The sequence below is a fragment of the Clostridiales bacterium genome, from assembly GCA_025757645.1.
Lineage (GTDB): Bacteria > Bacillota > Clostridia > Oscillospirales > Oscillospiraceae > CAG-103.
Window position 1 is genome coordinate 1,374,517 of the sequence record CP107216.1, and the last position, 23,039, is coordinate 1,397,555.

Below are 23,039 nucleotides of genomic sequence, written 5' to 3' on the forward strand. Positions count from 1 at the left end.
CCACGTCTCTGGGCTACAATAGCACCGTGTACGAAGGTTCGTACACGGTGCTTTTTCTTTTGATTTAGGAGGTATGAGCAGATGCGGATGAAAACGCATGATGACGGCCGGTGCCTGACGCTGCGCCTGCTCGGCGAGCTGGATCACGCGGCGGCGCAGGAAGTCATGCCCGGCATTGAGGACGCCGTGGAGGAGTACCTGCCGCGCCGCTGCGTGCTCGACCTGTCCGGCCTGAGCTTTATGGACAGCTCCGGGATCGCGGTCATTCTCAAGACCGACCGCCTCCTGCGGCAGACAGGGGGCGCACTGGCGCTGTGCGGCGTGCCGCGGCAGGTGCGCCGGGTGCTGGACGTGGCCGGCCTGACCAATATCGTCCCGGTGCTCGAGGACCGGGCAAAGGAGTGTGAACAGTGTTGACGCAGAAAAATTACATGAAGCTGGAGTTTCCGGCGCGCAGCGTGAACGAGGGCTTTGCGCGCGCGGCGGTGGCGGCCTTCGCCGCGCAGCTCGACCCGACGCTTGCCGAGATCGGGGACATCAAGACCGCCGTGTCCGAGGCCGTAACGAATGCGGTCGTGCACGCCTATCCGGACAAGCTCGGCACGGTGCAGGTGCGCGTGCGCATCCTGCCGGACGAGCGGCTGGAGATCGCCGTCAAGGATCACGGCATCGGCATCGCCGACGTGGCGCAGGCGCGCACGCCGCTGTATACCACCGGCGGGGAAGAACGCAGCGGCATGGGCTTTACGATCATGGAGAGCTTCATGGACACGCTGCGGGTCAAGTCTGTGCCCGGCCGCGGCACGACCGTGACGATGTGCCGCCGCATCCGCCGCCGCGCATGATCGCCGAGGAGACGCGCGACCTGCTCCGGCGCGCCCAGGCTGGGGACGCCGCAGCGGCAGAGCAGATGGTCACGGAAAACACCGGCCTGATCTGGAGCGTGGCGCGGCGGTTTTTCGGCCGCGGCGTCGAGCCGGACGACCTGTACCAGCTCGGCTGTGTTGGCTTTCTGAAGGCCATGCAGGGCTTTGACGAGCAGTACGGCACGTGCTTTTCTACATACGCCGTCCCAAAGATCTCGGGCGAGATCCGGCGCTTTCTGCGCGATGACGGCGCGGTCAAGGTCAGCCGCAGCATCAAGGAGCGCGCGCAGGGCATCCGCACGGCGCGCACGCGCCTGGAGCAGACGCTCGGCCGCGAGCCGACGCTCTCCGAGCTCGCGGCCGAGACCGGGCTCGAGCCCGAAGAGATCGCCGCCGCCGAGACGGCCACCGGCCCTACGGAGTCCCTGCAGAAGGAGAACGGGGAGACCGGCTTTACGCTCGAGCACACGCTTGGGGACTACGATCAGGAAGAGCGCATGGTCGAATACGCCGCCCTGCGTGAGGCGCTGTGCCAGCTCCCGGAGCGGGAGCGGCAGGTCATCGCCCTGCGGTTTTATCACGGCCTGACGCAGCAGCGCGCTGCCGGCATCCTGCATATCTCGCAGGTGCAGGTGTCGCGCCTGGAGCGACGCGCCGTGGAGCGCCTGCGCGAGTGGCTGGCCACCTAGGCAGCCGGAGATCTGTTCTCCGGCTGCTTTTTCATGTCCCGGGCTTGACGACACAAGATATATGATGTTATGATGATTCTAACCGAATATCTTGCGCCGATTTGGAGGGACTGCCTGTGTACACGCCAAAAGAAGTTGCGGAGAATTATCTTTCTACCTGCCGGGCCAAGACGGCGCTGCCGCTGGGGCGGATGTTTCTGCTCGCCTGTCTGGCGGGGGCGTTCGTCGCGCTGGCAGGCGTCGCGTCCACGGCGGCCGCGGCCACGGTGGGCGATCCGTCGCTGGCGAAGCTCATCTCCGGCTGTGTCTTTCCGGCCGGCCTCGCCATGGTCATCGTGGCCGGCAGCGAGCTGTTCACCGGCAACAATCTCATGATCATGGGCGTTTTGTCGCGCGTGATCTCTGCACGGCGGATGCTGCGCAACTGGGGCGTTGTCTATCTGGGCAATTTCGTGGGTGCGGCGCTCGTCGCGGCGCTCTGCGTGCTGGGGCATGTGTTCGCCGCGTTTGACGGCCGGCTGGCGGCGTCTGTGATCTCCATCGCGCAGGCGAAGGCGTTCCTGTCGTTCGGCGATGCGTTTGTGCGCGGGATCCTGTGCAATTTCCTTGTCTGCATCGCCGTCTGGATGGCCAGCGCGGCCAAGTCCGTCCCTGGCAAGATCCTGGCCGTGTTTTTCCCGATCATGACGTTCGTCGTCGCGGGCTTTGAGCACAGCGTGGCCGATATGTATTATCTCACTGCTGGGCTGCTGACCGCGGCGCAGACCAGCGCGGCGGCCGCGGGCCTGACGTGGGGCAGGGCGCTGCTGGGCAATCTCCTGCCGGTCACGCTCGGCAACCTTGTCGGCGGCGTGTTTCTGGTGGGCGTGAGCGGGTGGTATCTCTACCTGAAGCAGGGAAAAACCACAGTTATTTCTTAGACGGCATTGTTAATTTGTAGATAACTGGCATCTTGTCCAGAAACGGCGAGCAAAATTGTGTACGTTCCACAAAACAGAACAACATTTGTTGACGAATTCACCCGATTGTGCTACTATGATAACCGTTGAGATTTGGATATTTGAATAGATGCATTTCATTTTTTAATACCCATTTGCACATTTTTAATACCCCTCGAGGGGAGGAGCATCGTTTTGAAAAAAATATATGTCATGATCGGCAACTACGGCAGCGGCAAGAGTGAGCTTGCGCTGAATTTTGCTTTTAAAGCGGCTGAAACCGGAAAGACAGAACTCATTGACCTGGACCTGGTCAATACCTACTTCCGCCTGACGGAGCGCGGCAAGCTCGTGGAGCAGAAAGAGATTCGTCTCATCTCTCCGAACTATGCCTGCTCCGGCGTGGAGACGCTGTCCCTGCCGGCAGAGGTCGCTTCTGCATTTGCCATGAACTGGGACACCGTCGTGTTCGACGTCGGCGGTGACGCCGTCGGTTCCACGGCCCTCGGCCGCTATTATGAGGACTTTCAGGACTTCATGGCCATGGGCCCGGAGCAGCTGGAGGTCCTGAACGTGGTCAATATCCGCCGCCCGCTCGCCGGCACGGTGGAGAAGATCATCGACCTGCAGCAGCAGATGGAGATCCATTCCCACCTGAAGATCACGGGTATGATCAACAACACCAACCTTGCCACCATGACCACGCCGGCGGAGCTGCGCGACGGTTATGAGATGCTGCGCGAGGTCAGCGACCGGACAGGCGTCCCGGTCATGTACACGACCGGCAAGAAGGAGATGCTCGACATTTTCCTTGCCGAGGGTCACGACCCGAAGTATATCGGCAAACCCGTCGCCATAGACATCATCATGAAGCGCGACTGGGAGAGCTATATCCACAGTCTGTCGGAGAAGAAACAGGCGTAACCCGCTCTTGCGGTTTACATAGGCAATTTCGCAAAACAGAACAGAAAAGAGGTAGCAAAAATGGTAAAGGTGACCATCAACGAGAATCTTTGCAAGGGTTGCGGTCTCTGTGTCAGAGCTTGCCCGAAGGGCGTTCTGGCGCTGGCGAAAGACAAACTCAACGCAAAGGGTTATCATCCGTCCGTCGTCGCGAATCCGGAGGCCTGCATCGGCTGCGCTTCCTGCGCGCGTACTTGCCCGGACGTGGTAATCAGCATTGTGAGAGATTAAGGAGGTACATCGAAAATGGCATTGACGCTTATGAAGGGTAGCGAAGCTATCGCTGAGGCTGCGATCCGTGCAGGCGCGCGTTACTTCTTCGGCTATCCGATCACTCCGCAGACGGAGATTCCTGAATACATGTCCGCACGTATGCCCGAAGTCGGCGGCTGCTTCCTGCAGGCCGAGAGCGAAGTTGCGGCTATCAACATGATTTACGGCGCAGCCGGTGCTGGTGCACGTGCGCTGACCTCTTCCTCCAGCCCCGGTGTCAGCCTGAAGCAGGAAGGCATTTCCTACTGCGCAGGCGCGCAGCTGCCGGCTGTCATCCTGAACGTCATGCGCGGCGGCCCCGGCCTCGGCAACATTCAGGCTTCCCAGGGCGACTACTTCCAGGCTGTCAAGGGCGGCGGCAACGGTGACTATCACCTGCTGACCTATGCTCCGGCATCCGTGCAGGAAGCGATCGACATCATGATGTACGCCTTCGACAAGGCTGAGAAGTACCGCATACCGGTCCTCTTCCTGGCTGACGGCATCATCGCTCAGATGATGGAGCCCGTGGAGATGCCCGAGATGGTCGACTACAAGATCGATCCCGAGAAGAAGCCCTGGGCCTGCACCGGCTGGAAACCGGGCGACGATCCGGCAAAGCGCGGCGTCATCAACTCCATCTACATCGATACCGAGACCCTGTCCGTCCACAACGACGAGCTGCAGGCCTGCTATCGTGAGATCACTGCCAACGAGCAGCAGTGGGAAGAGTACAACCTCGAGGGTGCTGAGTATGTCATCACCGCTTTCGGCACGGTTGCGCGTATTGCCAAGTCTGCGATCGTTGAGCTCAAGGAGCAGGGCATCAACGTTGGTCTGGTCCGCCCGATCACCGTTTGGCCGTTCCCGTACGACGCCGTCAAGAAGGCTGCGGAGCAGCCGGGCGTGAAGGCTGTGCTCGATGTCGAGCTGAACGAAGGCCAGATGCTCGAGGACGTCAAGCTCGCCATCAACGGCGCAAAGCCGGTCGACTTCTTTGGCCACCTCGGCAGCCAGATGCCGACCACCGAAGAGATCAAGGCGAAGATTATCAGCATGAAGGAGGGCAAGTAAATGTCTGTTGTTTTTGAAAAGACCAAGCTCCTCACGGACAAGCAGTTCCACTACTGCCCGGGCTGCAACCATGGCATTATCCACCGCCTGGTCGCTGAGGTCATTGATGAGATGAATCTGGACGGCAAAGTCATCGGCGTCGCGCCGGTCGGCTGCTCCGTTTTTGCTTATGATTACTTCAACTGCGATATGTACGAAGCCGCGCACGGCCGTGCACCCGCAGTCGCCACCGGCGCCAAGCGCGTCGTCGGCAAGGACACCCTCGTCTTCACCTATCAGGGCGACGGCGACCTGGCCTCCATCGGCACCGCTGAGATCGTTCACGCTGCGCACCGCGGCGAGAAGATCTCCACGATCTTTGTCAACAACGCGATCTACGGCATGACCGGCGGCCAGATGGCCCCGACCACGCTGGTTGGCCAGAAGACCACCACGAGCCCCTATGGCCGTGATGAGGACTGGTGCGGCGCACCTCTGAAGGTCTCCGAGATGCTCGCGGAAGTGCCGTGCTCCTACTACATCGAGCGCGTCGCTGTCAACAACACCCCGAACATCGTCAAGGCGAAGAAGGCCATTTCCAAGGCGTTCCATTATCAGATGGAAGGCAAGGGCTTCACGATGGTCGAAGTCCTGTCCGCCTGCCCGACGAACTGGGGCCTGAGCCCGATCAAGGCGATGGAGTGGCTGGAAGAGAACATGATTCCGTACTACCCGCTCGGCGTTAAGAAGGACAAGGGGGCTGAATAATATGAAGAAAGAATATATTTTTGCTGGCTTTGGCGGTCAGGGCATGCTCCTGATCGGTAAGTTCCTGGCTATGGCCTGCATGCTCGACGGCAAGCACGTCTCCTGGCTGCCCTCTTACGGCCCTGAGATGCGCGGCGGCACGGCGAACTGCTCCGTCATCGTCTCCGACGATCCGGTCGCATCCCCGCTGGTCGACATGGCTGACTGTGTTGTGGCGATGAACCGTCCGTCTCTGGACAAGTTCGAGAGCCACGTCAAGCCGGGCGGCGTCCTCGTCATCAACAGCTCCATCATCGACCGCAAGGCCGAGCGTGATGACATCCAGGTCGTCTACTGCGACGCCAACGGCATTGCCGAGTCCGTCGGCAACCCGAAGGGCGCAAACGTTGCGATCCTCGGCGCTCTGATGGAGAAGGCTCCGGTCGTCTCCAACGAGATCCTTGGCGAAGCGATCCGCATCGAGCTTGGCGAGAAGAAGGCCAAGTTCCTCGAGGGCAACATGAAGGCGCTCGAGGCCGGCGAAGCCGCTGCGAGAGGCTAAACCGTACTGAACATAAAAAAGAACCGATTCATCCGAATCGGTTCTTTTTTTGCGCGTGTGCGCGCGAGATGCGCCTGCCTGTATTATTGCTTGTCTTTGGATTTGAAGCACATGGCCACGAGCAGACCGAAGAAAATGGCTGCGCAGATCCCGGCCGCACCGGCCTCAAAGCCGCCGGTGAACGCACCGAGCACGCCCTTTTCGGCCACGGCATCGCGCACGCCTTTTGCCAGCAGGTTGCCGAACCCGGTCAGCGGTACGGTCGCCCCCGCGCCGGCCCATTTGGCGAACGGCCCATAGACGCCGACCGCGCCGAGCACCACGCCTGCCACAACATACAGCGTCAGGATACGTGCCGGGGTCAGCTTCGTCTTGTCGATCAGGATCTGACCGATCATGCATAGGACGGCGCCGACCAGAAATGCTTTTACATAGCCAAGGATCATGTGTTCACCTGCGTTTCGATCGCCACGGCGTGGGAGATTCCGGGGATGCTTTCGCCCTGCATGGATGCGGTGGGCGACATGAGCGCGCCGGTCGCCGCAAACAACAGCCGCCGGATCTGGCCGCCTGCCAGCAGCTTCAGCAGATGCCCCGCGAGCACGGCTGCGCTGCATCCGCAGCCGGAGCCGCCGGCGTGTACGTCCTGCCCCTCCAGGTCATAGATCAGCAGGCCGCAGTCCGTGTAGAGCCCCTCGAGCTCGATGCCGTCGTTCTGAAACAGCCGCGTCACGACCGTGTGCCCGATCTTGCCGAGGTCGCCGGTTACGATCAGGTCGTAGTAGTCCGGCGTGCGGCCGGTGTCGGCAAAGTGCGCCTTGAGCGTCTCATAGGCGGCGGGCGCCATGGCGGCGCCCATATTGTTCGCGTCCGTGATGCCCGCGTCGGCGATCTTTCCGGTCGTCACCATCGTCACACGCGGCCCGCTGCCGGCCGCGCCGAGGATGAGCGCGCCGGAGCCGGTGACGGTCCACTGCGCAGTCGGTGTGCGCACGCCGCCGTATTCCAGCGGGAACCGGTACTGCCGCTCGGCAGAGCAGAAGTGCGAGCTCGTGAGCGCGGCGGCGTGCTCGGCGTAGCCGCCGTCGATGAGCATGGCGGCCAGACTGAGCGATTCCGCCATCGTCGAGCACGCGCCATACAGGCCCAGATAGGGCACGCCGATGTCGCGCATGGCATAGGCCGAGCCTACGCATTGGTTGAGCAGGTCACCGGAGAGCACATAGTCGAGCTGCTCCGGGAGCAGCCCGGCCTTCTGGCACACAAGGTCGAAGCACTGCCGCAGCATGGCGCTCTCGGCCTGCTCCCAGCTCTTTGTGCCGAAATAGGTGTCCTGACTGACGCTGTCAAAGCAATCGCGCAGCGGGCCCTCGCCCTCCTTTTTGCCTACGACGCTGGCGGAGGCAAGGATCACGGGCGGGGCGACAAACTGCACGGTCTGAGGTCCGATTCGTTTGGATTTCAAGCAATCACCTTCGACGCTAGCGTTTCCGTTTTTGCGGGAAATATGCGCGGCGCGGCCGCCCATCCGGGTGGCCGCGCGCCGGTTTATGTACCTTTGTATTTTCGCCGCGTCGCCATGCCGCCGCGGATGTGCCGCTCCGCCTTGTTGCGGTCCAGCAGCTGCCGGACCTGCTGATAGAGCGCGGGGTTGATCTTCTCCAGCCGCTCCGTCAGATCCTTGTGGACGGTCGATTTTGAAACACCGAATTGTTTGGCGGCGGCGCGGACGGTGGTATTGTTGGCGAGAAGATATTCCGCAAGATCGCATGCGCGCGCTTCCATGTCCGTGTGCACTTACACCACTCCCCATATTTGCGTAATTCAGTATATGAATTTTTGCGGGGAATATGAGGCGGGCGCGCCGTGCGTGCCATTGCTTTGCGTGGACAACTGTGCAGGGGTGTGTTAGAATTCAAATAGAATGGCCTGAAGTGGGAGGAATGAACGTGGAGCTGCTGAAAATGGGGCTGCTTTTGCTGGTCGGATTCCTGTTTGGCGGGTACCACTTTGACGATCAGGTGCTGATCTCGGAGCGGCTGTCCGGCCATCATCGTGTGAAGTTGAAAAACACTCGCGTGATCAAAGTGTTTTTGCTCTTGCGCGATAAAAACCAACACAGTTATTTTTCGACGGTCGCCGTTTGCATGTAGATTTACGCATATCTTCTGGGAATCGCGAACTTTCTTTTGGCAGCCGTAATCCGTACTCGCGAAGCGGTCGATATTGTATTATATATTGACTATGGTTTTGGATTACTGGGCATGTTCGTAATTGTGTTCTTTGGTGCCTTTTATAGCATGAAGCGCAAAAAATGAGCGAGGATGGGTGCGCGCCATCTTTCAACCGATGAGAGATATAGGAGTGGAATGTATGAATTTTTGCTGCGAAGATATGCAGGCACATGTCCGCATCGTGACGGAACACACGGCACAGCTCTGCGATGGCAAAGCGATCTCATATCTGCCGCAGTTTCATGAATACGGCATCCCGTGCGGGGATGGGCATTCGCATATCGTGATTCATTATTGCCCGTGGTGTGCAAAGCCTCTGCTTCCGGCATCTCTTCGTGAGCGCTGGGTGGATGAGCTGATAGCCATGGGGTATGCCGATCCGCTGTTTGACGAGACGATCCCCGAGGCATACAAGACTGACCGCTGGTGGAGAGAACGAGCTTGAGATAAGGACGACTGAAGGAGACAGAAATGAAGCAGCGCTATGAGATACCGCTGCCGCTGGACGAGGTCAAGGAGCGGCTACGTGCAGATATGCAGACGGACTGGCCATTGGGGAAACTGTTGCGTAGTGTGAAAAGGCCGGCGAATGACCGACGCGGTCTATACGGGCAGATCGAGGGTGAGCGCCTCTGGGCGGTTATGATGCACGGATATGATATGTACCCGAAGCGCGTGTTTTTCGGTACGCTCCGTGCACAGGGCGATCACACAATCCTTGAGGGTGGTTTTCGCTATCCGATGCAGGTGCTGCTGAAGCTGGCAGTGCTCTTGGCGTGGATTTTGTTCGGTATCATCCGTATAGGTGTGTATACTGCGCCTGCGCTCCTTTGCGAAGCTGCGCTGTGCGCGCTTTTCTTTGCGCTGCTGATCGTGCCGGGGCGCTTGATTAACCGTGAGAATGACCGGACAGTGAGAGAATATTTTCAGCGGGCTTCCCGCGGGGAGCCATTCGCTCAGGAAGTCAACCCGGAATAAAGAGACAATTGGGAAAGGGACGCTGGCTGTGCGAGCATTTGCTTTGCATAGGTGTCAGTGGGCGAGATAGCTTGCGGGCGGTGCATCAGCACTGCCCACGTTTTTCTTCGTTTCGCTGCGTATTCGCCGGTGAAAATGTCGCGGCGGCAGAAATTTTACTCCTATTTTACAAACCGCTTGCATTCTCCGGCACCATGTGGTAAGCTGTCGATTGGTTTCCGGAATGCGGCGAAAGGGGGAGCGCCCTGGCGCCGCGCTCAACAGAAAAATGATGACGAAACCAGATTGCGAGGGAGCCCGTGTTCCGGGTTGAGAGGATCCCAGGGAGGATCGACCGGCCAAATCCGTCCGCAGGGGCGGATTCTCAGCGTCTGCCGGTTGTCAGGTATGGTATATGCAGCGCTGCATATGCCAATTTTTTATGCCTGCGGTCGGCGGAAAGAAAAAATCTGGAGGGTATGTACATGAAAAAAGTAGTGGCAATGATGCTGTCTCTGGTCCTGGCGCTCGGCCTGATGGCCGGCTGCGGCCAGAAGGACGCCGGAACGGCCGGCGGCACGAAGACGATCGAGAGTCTGAAGATCGCGTTCTCCCCGTATGCGGACGCCGATCAGATCACGACGGCGACCGAACCGCTCGAGGCGCTGCTCAAGGCGAAGCTGCTGGAAAAGGGCTATGACGTGCAGAGCATCGACATGACCGTCGGCACGAGCTACACCGCCGTGGGCGAGGCGCTCAGCGCAGGCAGCGCGGACATCGGCTTCATCTCCGGCGGCAACTATGTCCTGTTTTCCGATGACTGCGACGTGCTGCTGACGGCGCTGCGCTACGGCATCAACAAGGACTCCGACAACCCCGCCGACTGGAACGACGGCACCATCGAGGAAAACACGCAGGACATGACGACCTACTACCGCTCGATCATTCTGGCCGGCCCGAGCGCAAAGGGGCAGGAGCTGCTCAAGAAGGTCAACGCCGGCGAGGAGCTGACGTGGGACGATCTCAACAGCGCGACCTGGTCTGTGCTCGCCCCGACGTCCGCGTCCGGCTACATCTACCCGAGCCTCTGGCTGCAGGAGCACTATGGCAAGACCATTGCCGATCTGGATCACGTGGTGCAGTCCGACTCGCACAGCACGTCGCTCGCGCGTCTGGCCACCGGTCAGGCTGACGTGATGGTCTCCTATGGCCATATCCGCATCAAGAACGCGCCCATCTGGCAGGAGAAGCTCGGCGGCACGGCCCCCATGGTCGAGCAGACGGGCATCATCGGTGTGACCGAGGGCATCTACAATGACATGATCGCCTACAGCAAGAACTCCGACCTCATGGCCGACGAGGATTTCCGCAAGGCGCTCGGCGAGGCGTTCATCGAGATCGCCCAGACCGACGAGGGCAAGGAGATCATCAGCGTCTTCAGCCAGGTCGGCTATACCTGGGGCAAGGATTCGGACTATGACGGCGAGCGTGACGCGCAGGCCATGCTCAAGTCCGCCGGAAAGTAAACCCATGCTGCTGGAAGCTGCACACATCAGCAAGCGCTTCGGCAGCCGGCCGCAAGTGCTGACGGACGTCTCCTTCGGCGTCGAGCCGGGGGAGTTCGTGTCCGTCATCGGCCCGTCCGGCGCCGGGAAGACGACGCTGTTTCGCATCCTCAACGGCACGCTGCCGTGCGACGGCGGGGAAGTGTGCATCGACGGGCAGCCGTTTTCCCGCGCGCGCGGCCGCGCCAAGCGCGCCGTGCAAAAGCGCATCGGCACGATCTATCAGGACTTTGCCCTCGTAGAGCCGGTCTCCTGCCGGCAGAACGTGCTCAATGCCTGCCTGCCGGACATGGCGCTGCCGGCGGCGCTGCTGGGCCTGTTTTCGCGCGCACAGATCGCGGAGGCCGAGCGGCTGCTCGCGCGCGTCGGTCTGGCGGACAAGTGCGACGAGCCGGTCTGCGATCTCTCCGGCGGGCAGAAGCAGCGCGTCGCCATCGCGCGCGCGCTCATGCGCAGGCCCGCGCTGCTGCTGGCGGACGAGCCGGTCGCCTCGCTCGATCCGGTCACTGGCCGGCAGATCCTTGCGCTGCTGCAGGATATTCAGCGCACGGAGGGCGTCGCCATCCTCATGAACAGTCATAATCTCGACCAGAGCCGGGCGGTCTCCACCCGGCTCCTTGGCCTGCACGCCGGGCGGATTGTGCTCGACAGCGTGCCTGCCGCCGTGACGGATGCCGACCTCGCGCGCATCTACGGCGGCGCGGAAAGCGAGGCCGCGCCATGACGCGCGCGCGCGGCAGGCGCTGGGCGCGGGCACTGGGTGTGCTCGCGCTGTTTGTGCTGGCGTTCTGGCTCACGGGGTGCGATCCCGCGGTGTTCTGGGCGCGGCGGGCGCACCTGCGCGACATTGTCTCGCAGCTCTTCCCGCCGGACTGGAGCTACCTGTCCGCGATCGTCGCGCCGCTGCTGGCCACGCTGCGCATGTCCGTCACCGGCACGGCGCTGGGCGTGCTGCTGGCGCTCATCCTCGCGCCGCTGTGCGCGGCCAACCTGCCGTGCCCGGCGCCGGTGCGCCGCATCCTGCGGTTTCTGGTGCAGGTGCTGCGCTCGTTCCCGGCGCTGATTCTTGCGCTGCTGGCGACGTTCCTGTTCGGCCTCGGCACGTTCTCCGGCACGGTCGCCATCACGCTCTTCACACTGGCCGTCATGACGCGCATGACCTATGAGGACATCGAAACGCTGACGCTCGCGCCCTATCGCGCCCTGTGCGCCATGGGTGCGTCCCCGGCGCGGGCCTATGCGCGCGCCGTCGTGCCGGAGATCGCCTCGGGTTACCTGACCAACGCGCTCTACCTGCTCGAGACGAATGTGCGCCACAGCGCCATCCTCGGCTATGTCGGCGCGGGCGGCATCGGCCTGCTGCTCAACGAGAAGATCTCGTGGCGGGAGTATGGCCGCGTCGGTGCGATCCTTGTGTGCCTGTTCGTGACTGTCTGTTGCATCGAGTGGCTCAGCCACGTGCTCGGGCGCATCATCCGCGGCGAGCGCAGCATCCCGCGCGGGGCAAAGCGCGCGATCTGGGCGGCGGTGCTCGTGTGCGTCGTCGTCTGCACGGCGGGCATCGAAGCGCCGGATCTGGCGCACACGAGTAAAAGCGTGCTCGCGGCGATGGGCACGGGGCTGCTGCATCCGGACTGGAGCTTTTTCTTCGGCACCGGCAAGGACGGCCTCGGCTGGCTGCTGCTCGAGACGGTCGGCATCGCGCTGGCCGGTACGGGCCTCGGCGCGCTGCTCGCTTTGCCGCTGGCGTTTTTGAGCACACCGAAGCTGCTGCCGCGCCCGGTCGCGCTGCTGTTTCGGGTGCTGATCGTGGCGATCCGCTCCGTGCCGTTTCTGATCTACGGGCTGATTTTCATCCGTGTCTCCGGCCCGGGCGCGTTTACCGGTGTGCTGACGCTTGCGGTGTGCAGCATCGGCCTGCTCAGCAAGCGCTTCACCGAGGCGATCGAGTCGCTGGATTTTCGCGCTTACGACGCGCTGCGCGCCATGGGCGTCTCTCTGCTGCCGCGCATCCGCTATGCGGTGCTGCCGCAGCTCGGCCCGGCGTTTTCCTCGGCTGTGCTCTATCGGTTCGATGTCAACATCCGCGAGGCGTCCGTGCTCGGCCTTGTCGGTGCCGGCGGCATCGGCGCGCCGCTCATTTTCGCCATGAATCAGTACGCATGGAACGATGTCAGCGCTATCTTCCTCGGCTTTGTTCTGCTCGTCTGGCTCATCGACGTGGGCTCGGCCCGCCTGCGTACCCGGCGCACCGCGGCTGCCGCTCCCGGGAAATGAAGTTCGCGGCGGCCAACTGGTGGTTTGCACTGCGCCCGGCATTTTTTCAAATATTTTCAGTTTTTGTGATGAGAGTCCTGATTATGGGACTCTCTTCCTGCTATGATGGAGAAAACAGGCGGACAGGCGGCTCTGCAGCGCGAAAGGCAGCGGCTGCCGCCGGCGACGCCTGAGCAGCCGGTCAAATGGAAACGCTGTAAAAAATGTACATCATGATGGCTTTTGACTGGCTTACACCGCTGAATTGTGGTAATATTATGCTGATCCTTGCGGGAAACGGAGAATCACTATGCCAAAGTCACCGAATCAGAAACTGAAGTTACTGTACCTGATGGAGATCCTGCTGCAGCAGACGGACGAGCGCCACCCGATGACCGTGCCGGAGATGATCGCGCAGCTGGCCCAGCGCGGCGTGTCGGCCGAACGCAAGAGTATTTACGGCGATCTGGAGGCGCTGCGCACATTCGGCCTGGACATCGTGCAGGCCAAGTCCAAGACGACCGGATACTATGTCGGCACGCGCGCATTCGAAACGCCGGAGCTCAAGCTGCTGGTCGACAGCGTGCAGTCGTCGAAATTCATCACGCACAAAAAGACGCTGGCCCTTATCAAAAAGATCGAAGGTCTTGCCAGCATCTATGATGCGCAGCTCCTGCAGCGGCAGGTCTATGTTCACGGCCGCGTCAAGAGCATGAACGAGAGCGTTTATTATAATGTCGACGAGATCTCCGACGCCATTTCCCGGGATCGGCAGATCCGTTTTCACTACTTTGAATACACCATCTCCAAGCAGCGCCGGTGTCGGAAAGAGGGCGCGTTTTACGTCGTCAGCCCGCTGGCGCTGATGTGGGACAATGAAAATTACTATTTGCTGGCGTGGGATGCCAAGGCCGCTCTGCGCAAGCATTACCGCGTGGACAAGATGACGGATATCTCCGCGCTGGAGGTGCCGCGCGAGGGTGCGGCGGATGCGGCGCAGCTCGACCTGTCGGCGTATTCTCAAAAAGTGTTCAGCATGTTCAGCGGGGAAGAGCAGACGGTGCGGCTGCGCTTTGCCAACCATCTGGTCGGTGCGGTGCTCGACCGCTTCGGCAAGGACGTGATCGTGGTCGCCGATGGGCCGGAGCATTTCAAGGTCACGCTGAATGTGGTCACGAGCCCCAAGTTTTACGCCTGGCTGTTCGGCTTCGGCACTGAGGTGGAGATCCTCTCGCCGCCGTCGGCCCGGCAGGAGATGCAGCGTATGCTCACCGCCGCCGCGCAGCTGTATGCGGCGGATGCGCAGTCGTGACTTGACAAATCTCACATATGCGTGTATAAATCATCATGTACATTGGGGGGCTGGGTCATTCCCGGCTGAGACGAGTGAATCGAAGCTCGATACCCACAGACCTGATCCGGATAATGCCGGCGTAGGAAACGAAATCTATCATACATTATCATCGTTTTCTATGGACTGCATTGTTTCGGCAATGCAGTTTTTTCTTTGAGGAGGAACACAACATGGCCCAAAGCAAATCCCATCTGCGCCTGCGTGCGCTGTGCGAGGGCGCGATCTTCATCGCCCTGGCCCAGGTCCTGAGCTATCTCAAGCTTTTCGAGCTCCCGCAGGGCGGGTCTATCACGATCGAGATGCTGCCGATCTTTCTGTACTGCGCCCGCTGGGGCTTCGGCCCCGGTATGCTTGCGAGCTTTGCCTACAGCATTCTGCAGGCGGTGCTCAGCAGCACGTATGCCTGGACGTGGCAGTCGCTCATCGGCGACTATCTGCTCGCGTTCACGGTGCTCGGCTTTGCCGGCGCGTGCTCGAAGCTCAAGGACGGCTTTTTCATCGGCACGGTCGTCGGCAGCGTGGCGCGCTTTCTTGTGCACTATGTCGTCGGTGCGACGGTCTGGGCCGAGTACATGCCCGAGACCTTCTTCGGCCTGACGATGACGACGCCGTGGTTCTATTCGGCGCTGTATAACGGCAGCTTCATGCTCATCGACATGGTGCTCGTGCTCGTGATCGGCGCACTGCTGTGGAAGCCGCTGAAAAAGTACATCACCGGCGAGGATCTGCGCGGTGCCGCCGCGGCGAAAAAATGAAGGTTGACAGAGAGAATTTTCATAGTGTATAATGTATATCCGGCGTCAGTCGTCTGGCGCCGGATACTTTTTGCCAACTACGGCGGCGCGAGCCGCTGTTGAGTATGATCGAAAGGAGAAAAACACCATGTTCCGTACCTATCAGCCCAAGAAGCTTCAGCGCAAGAAAGAGCACGGCTTCCGCAAGAGAATGGCGACCGCCAACGGCCGCAAGGTGCTGTCCCGCCGCAGAGCGAAGGGCAGAAAGCATCTCAGCTACTGAGTTGCTGCGCGTGAGCAGGCAGACTTCTTCATAATGTTTTTCAGGGCGGGATCTTTCCGCCCTAAAGGCATTTCCGGAGCGTCTGCACAGCAGAGAGGATCGGGGGAGACCTTTGGAATTTACCAGCACGATCAAACAAAACTATGAATTCCGGCGTCTGTACTCGAAGGGCAAAAGCTGCGCCAATGCGTATCTGGTGGTCTACTGCCGGAAAAACCGCGCCGGCCGCAGCCGCATCGGCTACACCGTGTCTAACAAAGTCGGCCATGCCGTCGTGCGCAATCGCATTCGCCGCCGCCTGCGGGAGATCTATCGCCTGCATGAGCGGCAGATCGCGCGCGGGTATGATCTGGTCGTCGTGTCGCGCGTACGTGCGCGCACAGCGGACTATCACCAGCTGGAGGCAGCGTTCTTATCGGCGTGCGCCCAGCTCGGCCTGCTGACGGAAGGGAATGACGGCGTATGAAGCGGCTGCTCATTGCACTGGTGAAGTTTTACCGCAAGTATATCTCACCGCTCAAACCGCCCTGCTGCCGGTTCATTCCGACCTGCTCGGAATATGCGCTCGAGGCTCTGCAGAAATACGGAGCGCTCAAGGGCTCGTGGCTGGCCATCAAGCGCATATGTCGGTGCCATCCGTTCCATACGGGTGAGCATGAATTTTATGACCCGGTGCCATGACCGGGAAATCCTAAGAATTTAAGAATTGGAGTCGTCTTATGTCCTGGATTACTGCACCCTTTGCCTGGCTGCTCAAAGCACTCTATGAGCTGACCGGCAGCTACGGTTGGGCGGTCATCCTCTTCGGCGTCGTCGTGAACCTGATTTTGCTTCCGTTCATGGCCAAGAGCAAGAAGAGCATGATGCGCACCAGCCGCCTTCAGCCGCGGATCGCAGAGCTTCAGCGCCGGCACGAGGGAAACCAGCAAAAGCTCAATGAAGAGATGGCCAAGCTCTATCGGGAAGAGAAGATCAACCCGATGTCCGGCTGCCTCTGGAGCCTGATCCCGTTCCCGATCCTGATCGCGCTCTACAGCGTTATCCGTCAGCCGCTGACGAAGATGATGAGCCTGAGCGCGGACGCTGTCACGCAGCTGACCGACTGGGTCACGACCAACGCGGGCTATGTCGCGCAGACGAAGTCCGCCTATCAGGAGATCCAGATCGCCGACCTGATCCATCAGAACTGGGACGCCGTGACCGGCGCGCTCGGTGATTTCTCGGGCAAACTGCTGGATATCGACTATTCGTTCATCGGCCTGAACATGGGCCAGCAGCCGTCGTTCAAGATCTGGACCTTCGACTGGAGCAACAAAGCCGTCTGGCTTCCGGCTCTGGGCCTGTTCCTGATCCCGATCGTCTCGGCGGTGCTGTCGTGGCTGTCCATGAAGATCAGCACGGCAATGACGCCGCAGCCCGCTGCCAATCAGCAGCAGGCCGCTACGACCAACAAGACCATGATGATCATGATGCCGCTCGTGTCGCTGTGGATCTGCTATACGATGCCGGCCGCTCTGGGCATTTACTGGATTGTTAACAGCATCCTTGGCATCCTGCGTGATGTCAGCCTGACGAAGGTTTTCAACAAGCAGCTCGATAAGCTCGATGCCGAGCGGATCGCGCGCGAAAAAGAGCGCGACGCAGAGCTTGAGCGCAAGCGTCTCGAGACCGAGCGCCTGAAGGCTGCCGGCGAGACCGTCGTCAACCCCAACACCAGCAAGAAGAAGATCCAGGCCAGCCAGAAGCAGAAGGATGACGAGCGCAAGGCCGCAGCGATGCGCGAGGAGCGTGCTGCCCGCCGCGAGCGTCTCGGCGTCGAGCAGGCGGCTGCGCCGGAGTCCCAGGTCGGCAACCGCCGCTATGCGCGCGGCCGTGCCTATGCGCGGGACCATTATGCAGAGGGGCAGGCCGCCGCTTCCGAAGCGGAGCAGACGCCGGCCGCCGAAGCCCCCGAAGGAAAACAGGAGAGTACTGAATGATGTTGAAAACACTGGAAAAGTCCGGCAAGACGGAAGAGGCGGCGATCGCCGCCGCGCTCGAGGAGCTTGGCCTTGACCGGGATGATGTTTCCGTTGAGATCGTGGAGCGCGCCAAGTCCGGTTTCCTCGGCATCGGCGCCAGCCCCGCGGTCGTCCGCGTGCAGTATGAGGCGCCGGATGAGGAGCCCGAGACCGTTGCGGAAGCTCCGGCTGCGGCTCCGACCGCACAGGAGCAGCCTGCGGCCGCACCTGCCGCTCCCGCAGCGGCAGCGGACGAGCCGGAGAGCTATGCGCGCATCCGCGCATTTGTCAGCGGCCTGCTCGAGCACATGGGCATCCAGGCGGAGATCGAGATCACCGCGCGTGAAAATGGCGGCGTGAACGTGAACCTGTCCGGCAGCAACATGGGCGCGGTCATTGGCCGCCGCGGTGAGACGCTCGACGCGATCCAGCACCTGACCAATTATGCCGTCAACCGCGGCAGCGATAAGCACATGCACATCAGTGTCGACGCCGAGAGCTACCGCGCCAAGCGAGAGGAGTCGCTTGTGCGTCTGGCGGAGAAAATGGCCGCCAAGGCGATCAAGTACAAGCGCAGCATGGCGCTTGAGCCGATGAATTCCTACGAGCGCCACGTCATCCACACGGCGCTGCAGGATTACGAAGGCGTGACGACGAGTTCGACCGGTACCGAGCCGAACCGCCGCGTTGTGGTCTCCTACGAGAAGCCGCAGCGTACCAGCAACAAACCGGTCAGCCGTGAGTGGAGCTGACGAGAGACTTAGGAGGAAACGGTATTATGTTCGAACAAGTGAGACAACTGCTCGCCCATCAGTTTGAAGTGGACGAAAACACCATCACCATGGACACCAACATCGCGGATGATCTCGGTGCGGATTCGCTCGACGTCGTGGAGCTGGTCATGTCGATCGAGGATGCGTTCGGCATCACGATCGAGGACGAGAAAGCGGCCGAGCTGACCACCGTCCGTCAGGTCGTGGATTACCTCGAGAAGAACGCTTGAGATCTTACGTAAGAGAAGCAGGCAGCCGGTGCTGCCTGCTTTTTTTATTTCTGGAAATGCAATAGTGATTGACGAATCCGGCCGCAGCGGGTAAAATAAACAATGTATGCCGGAAAGGAGCGCGCGTATGCTGCAATTTCAACCGCAGGAGCACCTGATGCATTCGTATATTGTCGCGTCCCAGTCGGAGCAGGCGCGCGACCGGCTCTCACTCGATCTGGCGGCGGCCATGCTCTGCCGCAGTGACGGCGTGCGTCCGTGCCGGACGTGCCGGGACTGCCGCAAGGTCTATGACGGCGTGCACCCGGACGTGATCTATGTCGCGCCGGATCCGGACGCCAAAGTGCCGACGATCAAGGTCGACCAGATCCGCAGCATCGCGGCCACGGCGTACATTCTGCCGAGCGAGGCGGAAAAGAAGGTCTATGTTCTGCGTCAGGCGGACACGATGAACCTCAGCGCGCAGAATGCGTTTTTGAAGCTGCTGGAGGAGCCGCCGCAGAGCGCGGCGTTCATCCTTGCGGCCGCGAGCCCGGAGCTGCTGCTGCCGACGGTGCGCTCGCGCTGCGCACTGCTGCGCGACCCGACGGAGCAGCTGCAGGAATCGGACGAGATCCGCACCCTGGCGGAGGACTATCTGCGCGCGGTCGCGTCGCAGGATCGGCTGACGCTCCTGCGCTGGTGTCTTGCCCAGGAGGGCATGGATGCGCAGACGCTCTCGGCGTTTCTTCCCGCCGTGCAGCACCGGCTGGTGCACTTGCTGGCGGAGCCGGATGAGACGGTGCTGCCGCAGGCACTGTGCGCGCAGCAGCTGCGGCTCATGGAGACCTGCGAGAATTACCGCCGCGCCAATGTCGGCACGAAGCATATCTTTGGCCTGCTGTCCGTTTCGGGCGTGCAGGCGAAAGTTCAGAAGTGAGGATATCAAATTGACAGAAGTAATCAGTGTGAAATTCAAAAACCGCGGCAAGGTCTATTTCTTTGACCCGCACGGTATTGCCGTGCGCACGGGCGAGAAAGTGGTCGTTGAGACGTCGCGCGGGCTGGAGCTGGCCGAGTGCGTGCAGGGCAACCATGCAGTGCCGGACGAGACGGTCGTGCAGCCGCTGCGCTCACTGGCGCGCATCGCCACGAAGGATGACCTGCGCATCGAGGAGATCAACCACCGCCGCGAAAAAGAGGCGTTTTCCATCTGCAAGCAGAAGATCGCCGAGCACGGCCTGGACATGAAGCTCGTGGATGTGGAGTGCAGCTTTGAGGGCAACAAGACCATGTTTTTCTTCACGTCCGATGGGCGTGTGGATTTCCGCGAGCTGGTCAAGGATCTGGCCTCCGTGTTCCGCAACCGCATCGAGCTGCGCCAGATCGGCGTGCGCGACGAGGCGAAGATGCTCGGCGGCATCGGCATCTGCGGCCGCCCGTACTGCTGCAGTCAGTTTCTGGACGACTTTCAGCCCGTGTCCACGAAGATGGCGAAGGTGCAGTCCATGTCGCTCAACCCGTCGAAGATCTCCGGCGCGTGCGGCCGTCTGATGTGCTGCCTGCGCTATGAGCAGGCGGCGTATGAGGAGCTGGTCAAGGCCGTGCCGAAGGTCGGCGCCTTTGTCGAGACGCCCGCGGGCTACGGGACCGTGTCGTCCGTGAACATTCTGCGCAGCAGCCTGAAGGTCAAGCTCGACGGTCAGGGTGAGGACGTTTTCAAAAACTATCAGGCTGACGAGATCGCCGTGATCCCTGGCGGCCGCCCGAAGCCGGGCGAGCCGCTGCCGTCCCTGCTCAAGGACCGGCCGAAGCCGGTGCGCGATGAGGAGCCGAAAGAGGATCCTTGGGCGCTGCCGCAGCTTTTTGCCGACGAGGTCTACGGCGACAAGAAGCCGGAGCGTGCACGCACGCCCGAATCCGGCGAGAAGAAAAAACGCCCGCGCCGCCGCTCACGCGGCCACGGCGGGAAGAAGCCCGCGGACGCTCAGGCTGCGCCGAAGGCGGCGCAGGAGGGGGCAAAGTCCAAGGGTCAGCCGCGGCAGAAGTCTCAGCCCAACCGCAAATCCGGCGCGCGCAAGCCGGGGGACAAGCCAGCGGGCGAGAACGCCGAGCGCAGCCGCGCCAAGGCGCAGCCGCCCAAGCCGGCCGAGGGCGCGGCGCCGAACGGCGAAAAACGCGCCGACGGCCATCGCCGCCGCCATCGCGGCGGGCGCGGCCGCAACAAGTCCACGACGCCCGGCAATGCAGCGCCCAGCACGCCGGCGGCGGAATAAAAGCCAAAACAGGTGCATACCGATCCGGTATGCACCTGTTTTTTGCGCTGTCTGGTTCAGATCAGCAGTCCGCCGTCCACGCCGAACACCTGTCCGGTCACGAAGCGGGCGCGCTCGCTTGCCAGCAGCGCGATCGCATCGCCCACATCTTCTGCCGTGCCCATGCGGCACAGGGCGGTGCTGTCGGCCAGCTCCGCCTTGTCCTCGGGGCTGAGGTTTGCGATCATGTCCGTGTCGATGCAGCCGGGGGCGACGCAGTTGACGCGGATGCCGGACGGGCCGAGCTCCTTTGCCAGCGCCTTCGTGAACGCGACGACCGCGCCCTTCGTGGCCGAGTAGGCCACCTCGCACGAGGCGCCGTTCGTGCCGAGGATGGAGGCGAGGTTGATGATGTGTCCGGCCTTTTCATGCACCATCGGCGGGATCGCGCAGCGGCAGCAGTTATACATACCCGTGACATTCACGTCAAACAGCCGCTGCCAGACGGCCGGGTCGAGATCCGTCAGCAGCCCGTAGACCGCGACGCCGGCGTTGTTCACCAGCAGGTCCACAGGTTCAATTTTCTCGAACATGGCTTCGACAGCCTGTCCGTCGCTCACATCGGCGCAGATGGCCATGCCGCCGGTCTGCGCGGCGACCGCCTCGGCGGCCGCGCGGGATTGAATATAGTTCACGTGTACCGTCCAGCCGTCGCGGGCCAGCGCCAGCGCGGCTGCCTTGCCGATGCCGCGGGACGCTCCGGTCACGAGTGCGATTTTTTTCATGTCAAGATCCTCCCAGAAACGAACATTTGTCAAAACGCTGCGTCTATGTTATTATATACTTGTTTCTTTGAAATTGCTATCCATCCTGTCGATCCCGGAGGAAAAAATATGAGCAGACAGACAACCACACGCCGCCGTCACGGCGTCCGGCGCATGAGCGAGCGCAAACGGCTGACGATCACGGCGATCTCGGCGGTGCTCGCCCTGGTCACGGTCGTGATTTGCGCGCTGTCCGGCGTGTTCAATTTTCATAAAGGCAATGAGCGCATCCTGCCGAACCTCGTCGGCCAGACGGAGGAATCAGCCAAGGCGCAGCTTGCGGAGTTGGACGCCGAGCCGAGCATTACCTATGAAAACAGCGACGAGACCAAGGGCATCGTCATCCGGCAGGACGTCAATGAGGGCACGCAGCTCAAGCACCGGCAGACGGTCGCGTTCGTTGTCTCGCTCGGCCCGAAGGAGCAGCCCACGGCGCCGGAGGACACCCCGGTCGCCATTCCGAGCTTCGTCGGCCTGACGCTCGAGCAGGCGCAGGCGACGGCCAAGAGCCTCGGCGTCACCATCGAGGAGAGCGGCACGGTCTATGACGACAACGTGCGCAAGGGCTCCGTTGCACGCCAGAACCCGGTCGGCGGCACGATGGTCAAGCCGGGCACGACGATCCAGGTCTCCATCTCGGCCGGCCAGGAGAAGAAGGAGCACACCGTCACCGTTACGTGCGGCGCGGGCGGCAGCGTCAGCCCGAGCGGCAATCAGAAGGTGGCCGAGGGCGGCAGCGTGTCATTTACGATCACGCCGAAGGACGGCTACGAGGTCGCAACGCTGGTCATCGACGGCACCACAGTCTTGCCCCTGACGAGCTATTCCTTCATGAACGTGGACAGCAACCACACGCTCTACGTGACGTTCCGCGAAAAGTAAACACGGCACAGAATGCGCCCCCGGCGACTGCCGGGGGCGTATATTTTATGCTTTATGCTTCCGGAATGGCGTGGATGCCGACGGTACGGATCGCGCCGTTTTCCGTCTCGATGCAGGCGTACGTGCAGAGCGCTCCAACGCCCGCCGTGCCGGGGTTGACGACGTACAGCCCCTGCATGGTCTCGCTCATGGCACGGTGCGTGTGCCCGAAGAGCACCATATCCGCGCCCGCAAAATAGGCGGCATTGAGCAGGGCGTCGAGCGTATACTTCACGCTGTATCGGTGTCCGTGCGTGAGGAAGAACTTCACGCCGTCGAGCGTGAGCTGCAGCACCTCGGGGTTGACCGGCTCGCGGTCGCAGTTGCCGCACACGCGGTACAGCGGCAGGTCCGGAAACTCTTTTTCCAGCCGCTGTGTATCGCGCTCGCAGTCGCCGAGATGGAACACGGCGTCCGGCTGCTGCTGCCGGATGGCGCGCACCATGCCGAGCGTCCGGCCGTGAGAATCGGAAAAAACAAGGATCTTCGTGGCAAGTCACCTCTGCATTGCTCATAGAATACAATAAAAGCAGGATACCCGGCACGGCCGGGCCATCCGCATTATACGGGACACGGCCTGCAAAGTCAAGCCGCCCCGAATGGA

General features: G+C 61.4%; 30 protein-coding genes, 1 pseudogene and 1 riboswitch. Of the genes and pseudogenes, 26 read left to right on the forward strand and 5 right to left on the reverse strand.

Translation table 11 applies throughout. The features are described 5' to 3' along the window. The first annotated feature begins 81 nt into the window (after positions 1 to 81). The 9 genes from OGM61_06390 (at position 82) to OGM61_06430 (ending at position 6,070) form a co-directional block, all read left to right on the forward strand. Positions 82 to 417: an anti-sigma factor antagonist gene (locus OGM61_06390; protein ID UYI83494.1), complete on the forward strand. Its 336-nt coding sequence runs from the start codon at positions 82 to 84 to the stop codon at positions 415 to 417. 14 nt (positions 418 to 431) lie between these two features. Continuing rightward, the gene (spoIIAB, locus tag OGM61_06395) at positions 432 to 845 is read left to right on the forward strand and encodes an anti-sigma F factor (GenBank protein ID UYI83495.1); all 414 of its coding nucleotides are present in this window, start codon (positions 432 to 434) and stop codon (positions 843 to 845) included. Then, positions 842 to 1,555, forward strand: a complete 714-nt coding sequence (locus OGM61_06400) for a sigma-70 family RNA polymerase sigma factor (protein ID UYI83496.1) — start codon at positions 842 to 844, stop codon at positions 1,553 to 1,555. Before spoIIAB ends, OGM61_06400 begins: the two co-directional genes overlap by 4 nt. 116 nt (positions 1,556 to 1,671) lie before the next feature. Beyond that, positions 1,672 to 2,475, forward strand: a complete 804-nt coding sequence (locus tag OGM61_06405; protein ID UYI83497.1) for a formate/nitrite transporter family protein — start codon at positions 1,672 to 1,674, stop codon at positions 2,473 to 2,475. Positions 2,476 to 2,688: 213 nt separating this feature from the next. Beyond that, positions 2,689 to 3,417, forward strand: coding sequence for a hypothetical protein (locus OGM61_06410; GenBank protein ID UYI83498.1), 729 nt, complete (start codon positions 2,689 to 2,691; stop codon positions 3,415 to 3,417). A 60-nt stretch (positions 3,418 to 3,477) separates the two neighbouring features. Then, entirely contained in the window at positions 3,478 to 3,687 is a 210-nt protein-coding gene (locus OGM61_06415) for a 4Fe-4S binding protein (GenBank protein UYI83499.1), read from the forward strand. Between the two features lie 15 nt (positions 3,688 to 3,702). Beyond that, on the forward strand, positions 3,703 to 4,782 hold the full coding sequence (vorB, locus tag OGM61_06420; protein UYI83500.1) for a 3-methyl-2-oxobutanoate dehydrogenase subunit VorB: 1,080 nt from the start codon (positions 3,703 to 3,705) through the stop codon (positions 4,780 to 4,782). Further along, positions 4,783 to 5,529: a thiamine pyrophosphate-dependent enzyme gene (locus OGM61_06425; GenBank protein UYI83501.1), complete on the forward strand. Its 747-nt coding sequence runs from the start codon at positions 4,783 to 4,785 to the stop codon at positions 5,527 to 5,529. Between the two features lies 1 nt (position 5,530). Beyond that, on the forward strand, positions 5,531 to 6,070 hold the full coding sequence (locus tag OGM61_06430) for a 2-oxoacid:acceptor oxidoreductase family protein (protein UYI83502.1): 540 nt from the start codon (positions 5,531 to 5,533) through the stop codon (positions 6,068 to 6,070). A gap of 83 nt (positions 6,071 to 6,153) precedes the next feature. Here OGM61_06430 and spoVAE read toward each other — a convergent pair whose 3' ends face one another. From spoVAE to spoIIID, 3 genes are all read right to left on the reverse strand, one after another. Further along, positions 6,154 to 6,516: a stage V sporulation protein AE gene (spoVAE, locus tag OGM61_06435; GenBank protein UYI83503.1), complete on the reverse strand. Its 363-nt coding sequence runs from the start codon at positions 6,514 to 6,516 to the stop codon at positions 6,154 to 6,156. Then, the gene (gene spoVAD / locus OGM61_06440) at positions 6,513 to 7,535 is read right to left on the reverse strand and encodes a stage V sporulation protein AD (GenBank protein ID UYI83504.1); all 1,023 of its coding nucleotides are present in this window, start codon (positions 7,533 to 7,535) and stop codon (positions 6,513 to 6,515) included. Before spoVAD ends, spoVAE begins: the two co-directional genes overlap by 4 nt. An 83-nt stretch (positions 7,536 to 7,618) precedes the next feature. Then, a complete protein-coding gene (gene spoIIID, locus OGM61_06445; protein UYI83505.1) occupies positions 7,619 to 7,867 on the reverse strand; it encodes a sporulation transcriptional regulator SpoIIID in 249 nt (82 codons plus the stop codon). A gap of 152 nt (positions 7,868 to 8,019) precedes the next feature. Between spoIIID and OGM61_06450 the strand changes: the two genes are divergently transcribed. From OGM61_06450 to OGM61_06525, 16 genes and pseudogenes are all read left to right on the forward strand, one after another. Then, a complete protein-coding gene (locus tag OGM61_06450) occupies positions 8,020 to 8,223 on the forward strand; it encodes a hypothetical protein (GenBank protein ID UYI83506.1) in 204 nt (67 codons plus the stop codon). Between the two features lie 241 nt (positions 8,224 to 8,464). Beyond that, complete coding sequence (locus tag OGM61_06455; protein UYI83507.1) at positions 8,465 to 8,749, forward strand: hypothetical protein; 285 nt, start codon at positions 8,465 to 8,467, stop codon at positions 8,747 to 8,749. A 26-nt stretch (positions 8,750 to 8,775) separates the two neighbouring features. After that, entirely contained in the window at positions 8,776 to 9,282 is a 507-nt protein-coding gene (locus OGM61_06460) for a hypothetical protein (GenBank protein ID UYI83508.1), read from the forward strand. A gap of 464 nt (positions 9,283 to 9,746) precedes the next feature. Then, positions 9,747 to 10,787 (forward strand): PhnD/SsuA/transferrin family substrate-binding protein, encoded by a 1,041-nt coding sequence (locus tag OGM61_06465; GenBank protein ID UYI83509.1) that lies wholly within the window; start codon positions 9,747 to 9,749, stop codon positions 10,785 to 10,787. Between the two features lie 4 nt (positions 10,788 to 10,791). Then, entirely contained in the window at positions 10,792 to 11,550 is a 759-nt protein-coding gene (locus OGM61_06470) for an ATP-binding cassette domain-containing protein (protein UYI83510.1), read from the forward strand. Continuing rightward, positions 11,547 to 13,103, forward strand: coding sequence for a phosphonate ABC transporter, permease protein PhnE (phnE, locus tag OGM61_06475; GenBank protein ID UYI83511.1), 1,557 nt, complete (start codon positions 11,547 to 11,549; stop codon positions 13,101 to 13,103). The genes OGM61_06470 and phnE overlap by 4 nt, the downstream gene beginning before the upstream one ends. A 289-nt stretch (positions 13,104 to 13,392) precedes the next feature. Further along, the gene (locus tag OGM61_06480) at positions 13,393 to 14,394 is read left to right on the forward strand and encodes a WYL domain-containing protein (protein ID UYI83512.1); all 1,002 of its coding nucleotides are present in this window, start codon (positions 13,393 to 13,395) and stop codon (positions 14,392 to 14,394) included. A gap of 33 nt (positions 14,395 to 14,427) precedes the next feature. Further along, positions 14,428 to 14,539, forward strand: a riboswitch (TPP riboswitch). Between the two features lie 67 nt (positions 14,540 to 14,606). Next, entirely contained in the window at positions 14,607 to 15,191 is a 585-nt protein-coding gene (locus tag OGM61_06485; protein UYI83513.1) for an energy-coupled thiamine transporter ThiT, read from the forward strand. Between the two features lie 127 nt (positions 15,192 to 15,318). Continuing rightward, positions 15,319 to 15,453 carry a 50S ribosomal protein L34 gene (rpmH, locus tag OGM61_06490; GenBank protein ID UYI83514.1) on the forward strand — a complete coding sequence of 45 codons (135 nt, stop codon included), beginning with the start codon at positions 15,319 to 15,321 and terminating at the stop codon, positions 15,451 to 15,453. A gap of 112 nt (positions 15,454 to 15,565) precedes the next feature. Next, the gene (gene rnpA / locus OGM61_06495; protein ID UYI83515.1) at positions 15,566 to 15,919 is read left to right on the forward strand and encodes a ribonuclease P protein component; all 354 of its coding nucleotides are present in this window, start codon (positions 15,566 to 15,568) and stop codon (positions 15,917 to 15,919) included. After that, entirely contained in the window at positions 15,916 to 16,134 is a 219-nt protein-coding gene (gene yidD / locus OGM61_06500; protein UYI83516.1) for a membrane protein insertion efficiency factor YidD, read from the forward strand. The genes rnpA and yidD overlap by 4 nt, the downstream gene beginning before the upstream one ends. A gap of 38 nt (positions 16,135 to 16,172) precedes the next feature. Then, complete coding sequence (gene yidC / locus OGM61_06505; GenBank protein UYI83517.1) at positions 16,173 to 17,432, forward strand: membrane protein insertase YidC; 1,260 nt, start codon at positions 16,173 to 16,175, stop codon at positions 17,430 to 17,432. Then, on the forward strand, positions 17,432 to 18,205 hold the full coding sequence (locus OGM61_06510) for a protein jag (GenBank protein ID UYI85569.1): 774 nt from the start codon (positions 17,432 to 17,434) through the stop codon (positions 18,203 to 18,205). The genes yidC and OGM61_06510 overlap by 1 nt, the downstream gene beginning before the upstream one ends. 23 nt (positions 18,206 to 18,228) lie before the next feature. After that, complete coding sequence (gene acpP / locus OGM61_06515; protein UYI85570.1) at positions 18,229 to 18,456, forward strand: acyl carrier protein; 228 nt, start codon at positions 18,229 to 18,231, stop codon at positions 18,454 to 18,456. 127 nt (positions 18,457 to 18,583) lie between these two features. Beyond that, positions 18,584 to 19,375, forward strand: a complete 792-nt coding sequence (locus OGM61_06520; GenBank protein ID UYI83518.1) for a hypothetical protein — start codon at positions 18,584 to 18,586, stop codon at positions 19,373 to 19,375. A gap of 10 nt (positions 19,376 to 19,385) precedes the next feature. Continuing rightward, positions 19,386 to 20,126 (forward strand): annotated as a pseudogene (locus tag OGM61_06525) (stage 0 sporulation family protein). Positions 20,127 to 20,767: 641 nt separating this feature from the next. Here OGM61_06525 and fabG read toward each other — a convergent pair. Then, positions 20,768 to 21,475, reverse strand: coding sequence for a 3-oxoacyl-ACP reductase FabG (gene fabG, locus OGM61_06530; GenBank protein ID UYI83519.1), 708 nt, complete (start codon positions 21,473 to 21,475; stop codon positions 20,768 to 20,770). 108 nt (positions 21,476 to 21,583) lie between these two features. On the opposite strand from fabG, the gene OGM61_06535 reads away from it, so the two are divergent. Beyond that, positions 21,584 to 22,396, forward strand: a complete 813-nt coding sequence (locus OGM61_06535; GenBank protein ID UYI83520.1) for a PASTA domain-containing protein — start codon at positions 21,584 to 21,586, stop codon at positions 22,394 to 22,396. Positions 22,397 to 22,448: 52 nt separating this feature from the next. Here OGM61_06535 and OGM61_06540 read toward each other — a convergent pair whose 3' ends face one another. Next, a complete protein-coding gene (locus OGM61_06540) occupies positions 22,449 to 22,880 on the reverse strand; it encodes a YfcE family phosphodiesterase (GenBank protein UYI83521.1) in 432 nt (143 codons plus the stop codon). Positions 22,881 to 23,039 lie beyond the last annotated feature (159 nt).

Bases quoted from the DNA above. Each gene is read 5' to 3' on its own strand.
- OGM61_06390 (UYI83494.1), top strand. From the start codon at position 82: ATGCGGATGAAAACGCATGATGACGGCCGGTGCCTGACGCTGCGCCTG.
- spoIIAB (UYI83495.1), top strand. From the start codon at position 432: ATGAAGCTGGAGTTTCCGGCGCGCAGCGTGAACGAGGGCTTTGCGCGC.
- OGM61_06400 (UYI83496.1), top strand. From the start codon at position 842: ATGATCGCCGAGGAGACGCGCGACCTGCTCCGGCGCGCCCAGGCTGGG.
- OGM61_06415 (UYI83499.1), top strand. From the start codon at position 3,478: ATGGTAAAGGTGACCATCAACGAGAATCTTTGCAAGGGTTGCGGTCTC.
- vorB (UYI83500.1), top strand. From the start codon at position 3,703: ATGGCATTGACGCTTATGAAGGGTAGCGAAGCTATCGCTGAGGCTGCG.
- OGM61_06425 (UYI83501.1), top strand. From the start codon at position 4,783: ATGTCTGTTGTTTTTGAAAAGACCAAGCTCCTCACGGACAAGCAGTTC.
- OGM61_06430 (UYI83502.1), top strand. From the start codon at position 5,531: ATGAAGAAAGAATATATTTTTGCTGGCTTTGGCGGTCAGGGCATGCTC.
- spoVAE (UYI83503.1), bottom strand. From the start codon at position 6,516: ATGATCCTTGGCTATGTAAAAGCATTTCTGGTCGGCGCCGTCCTATGC.
- OGM61_06455 (UYI83507.1), top strand. From the start codon at position 8,465: ATGCAGGCACATGTCCGCATCGTGACGGAACACACGGCACAGCTCTGC.
- OGM61_06460 (UYI83508.1), top strand. From the start codon at position 8,776: ATGAAGCAGCGCTATGAGATACCGCTGCCGCTGGACGAGGTCAAGGAG.
- OGM61_06465 (UYI83509.1), top strand. From the start codon at position 9,747: ATGAAAAAAGTAGTGGCAATGATGCTGTCTCTGGTCCTGGCGCTCGGC.
- OGM61_06470 (UYI83510.1), top strand. From the start codon at position 10,792: ATGCTGCTGGAAGCTGCACACATCAGCAAGCGCTTCGGCAGCCGGCCG.
- phnE (UYI83511.1), top strand. From the start codon at position 11,547: ATGACGCGCGCGCGCGGCAGGCGCTGGGCGCGGGCACTGGGTGTGCTC.
- OGM61_06480 (UYI83512.1), top strand. From the start codon at position 13,393: ATGCCAAAGTCACCGAATCAGAAACTGAAGTTACTGTACCTGATGGAG.
- OGM61_06485 (UYI83513.1), top strand. From the start codon at position 14,607: ATGGCCCAAAGCAAATCCCATCTGCGCCTGCGTGCGCTGTGCGAGGGC.
- rpmH (UYI83514.1), top strand. From the start codon at position 15,319: ATGTTCCGTACCTATCAGCCCAAGAAGCTTCAGCGCAAGAAAGAGCAC.
- yidD (UYI83516.1), top strand. From the start codon at position 15,916: ATGAAGCGGCTGCTCATTGCACTGGTGAAGTTTTACCGCAAGTATATC.
- yidC (UYI83517.1), top strand. From the start codon at position 16,173: ATGTCCTGGATTACTGCACCCTTTGCCTGGCTGCTCAAAGCACTCTAT.
- OGM61_06510 (UYI85569.1), top strand. From the start codon at position 17,432: ATGTTGAAAACACTGGAAAAGTCCGGCAAGACGGAAGAGGCGGCGATC.
- OGM61_06520 (UYI83518.1), top strand. From the start codon at position 18,584: ATGCTGCAATTTCAACCGCAGGAGCACCTGATGCATTCGTATATTGTC.
- fabG (UYI83519.1), bottom strand. From the start codon at position 21,475: ATGAAAAAAATCGCACTCGTGACCGGAGCGTCCCGCGGCATCGGCAAG.
- OGM61_06535 (UYI83520.1), top strand. From the start codon at position 21,584: ATGAGCAGACAGACAACCACACGCCGCCGTCACGGCGTCCGGCGCATG.
- OGM61_06540 (UYI83521.1), bottom strand. From the start codon at position 22,880: ATGGTGCGCGCCATCCGGCAGCAGCAGCCGGACGCCGTGTTCCATCTC.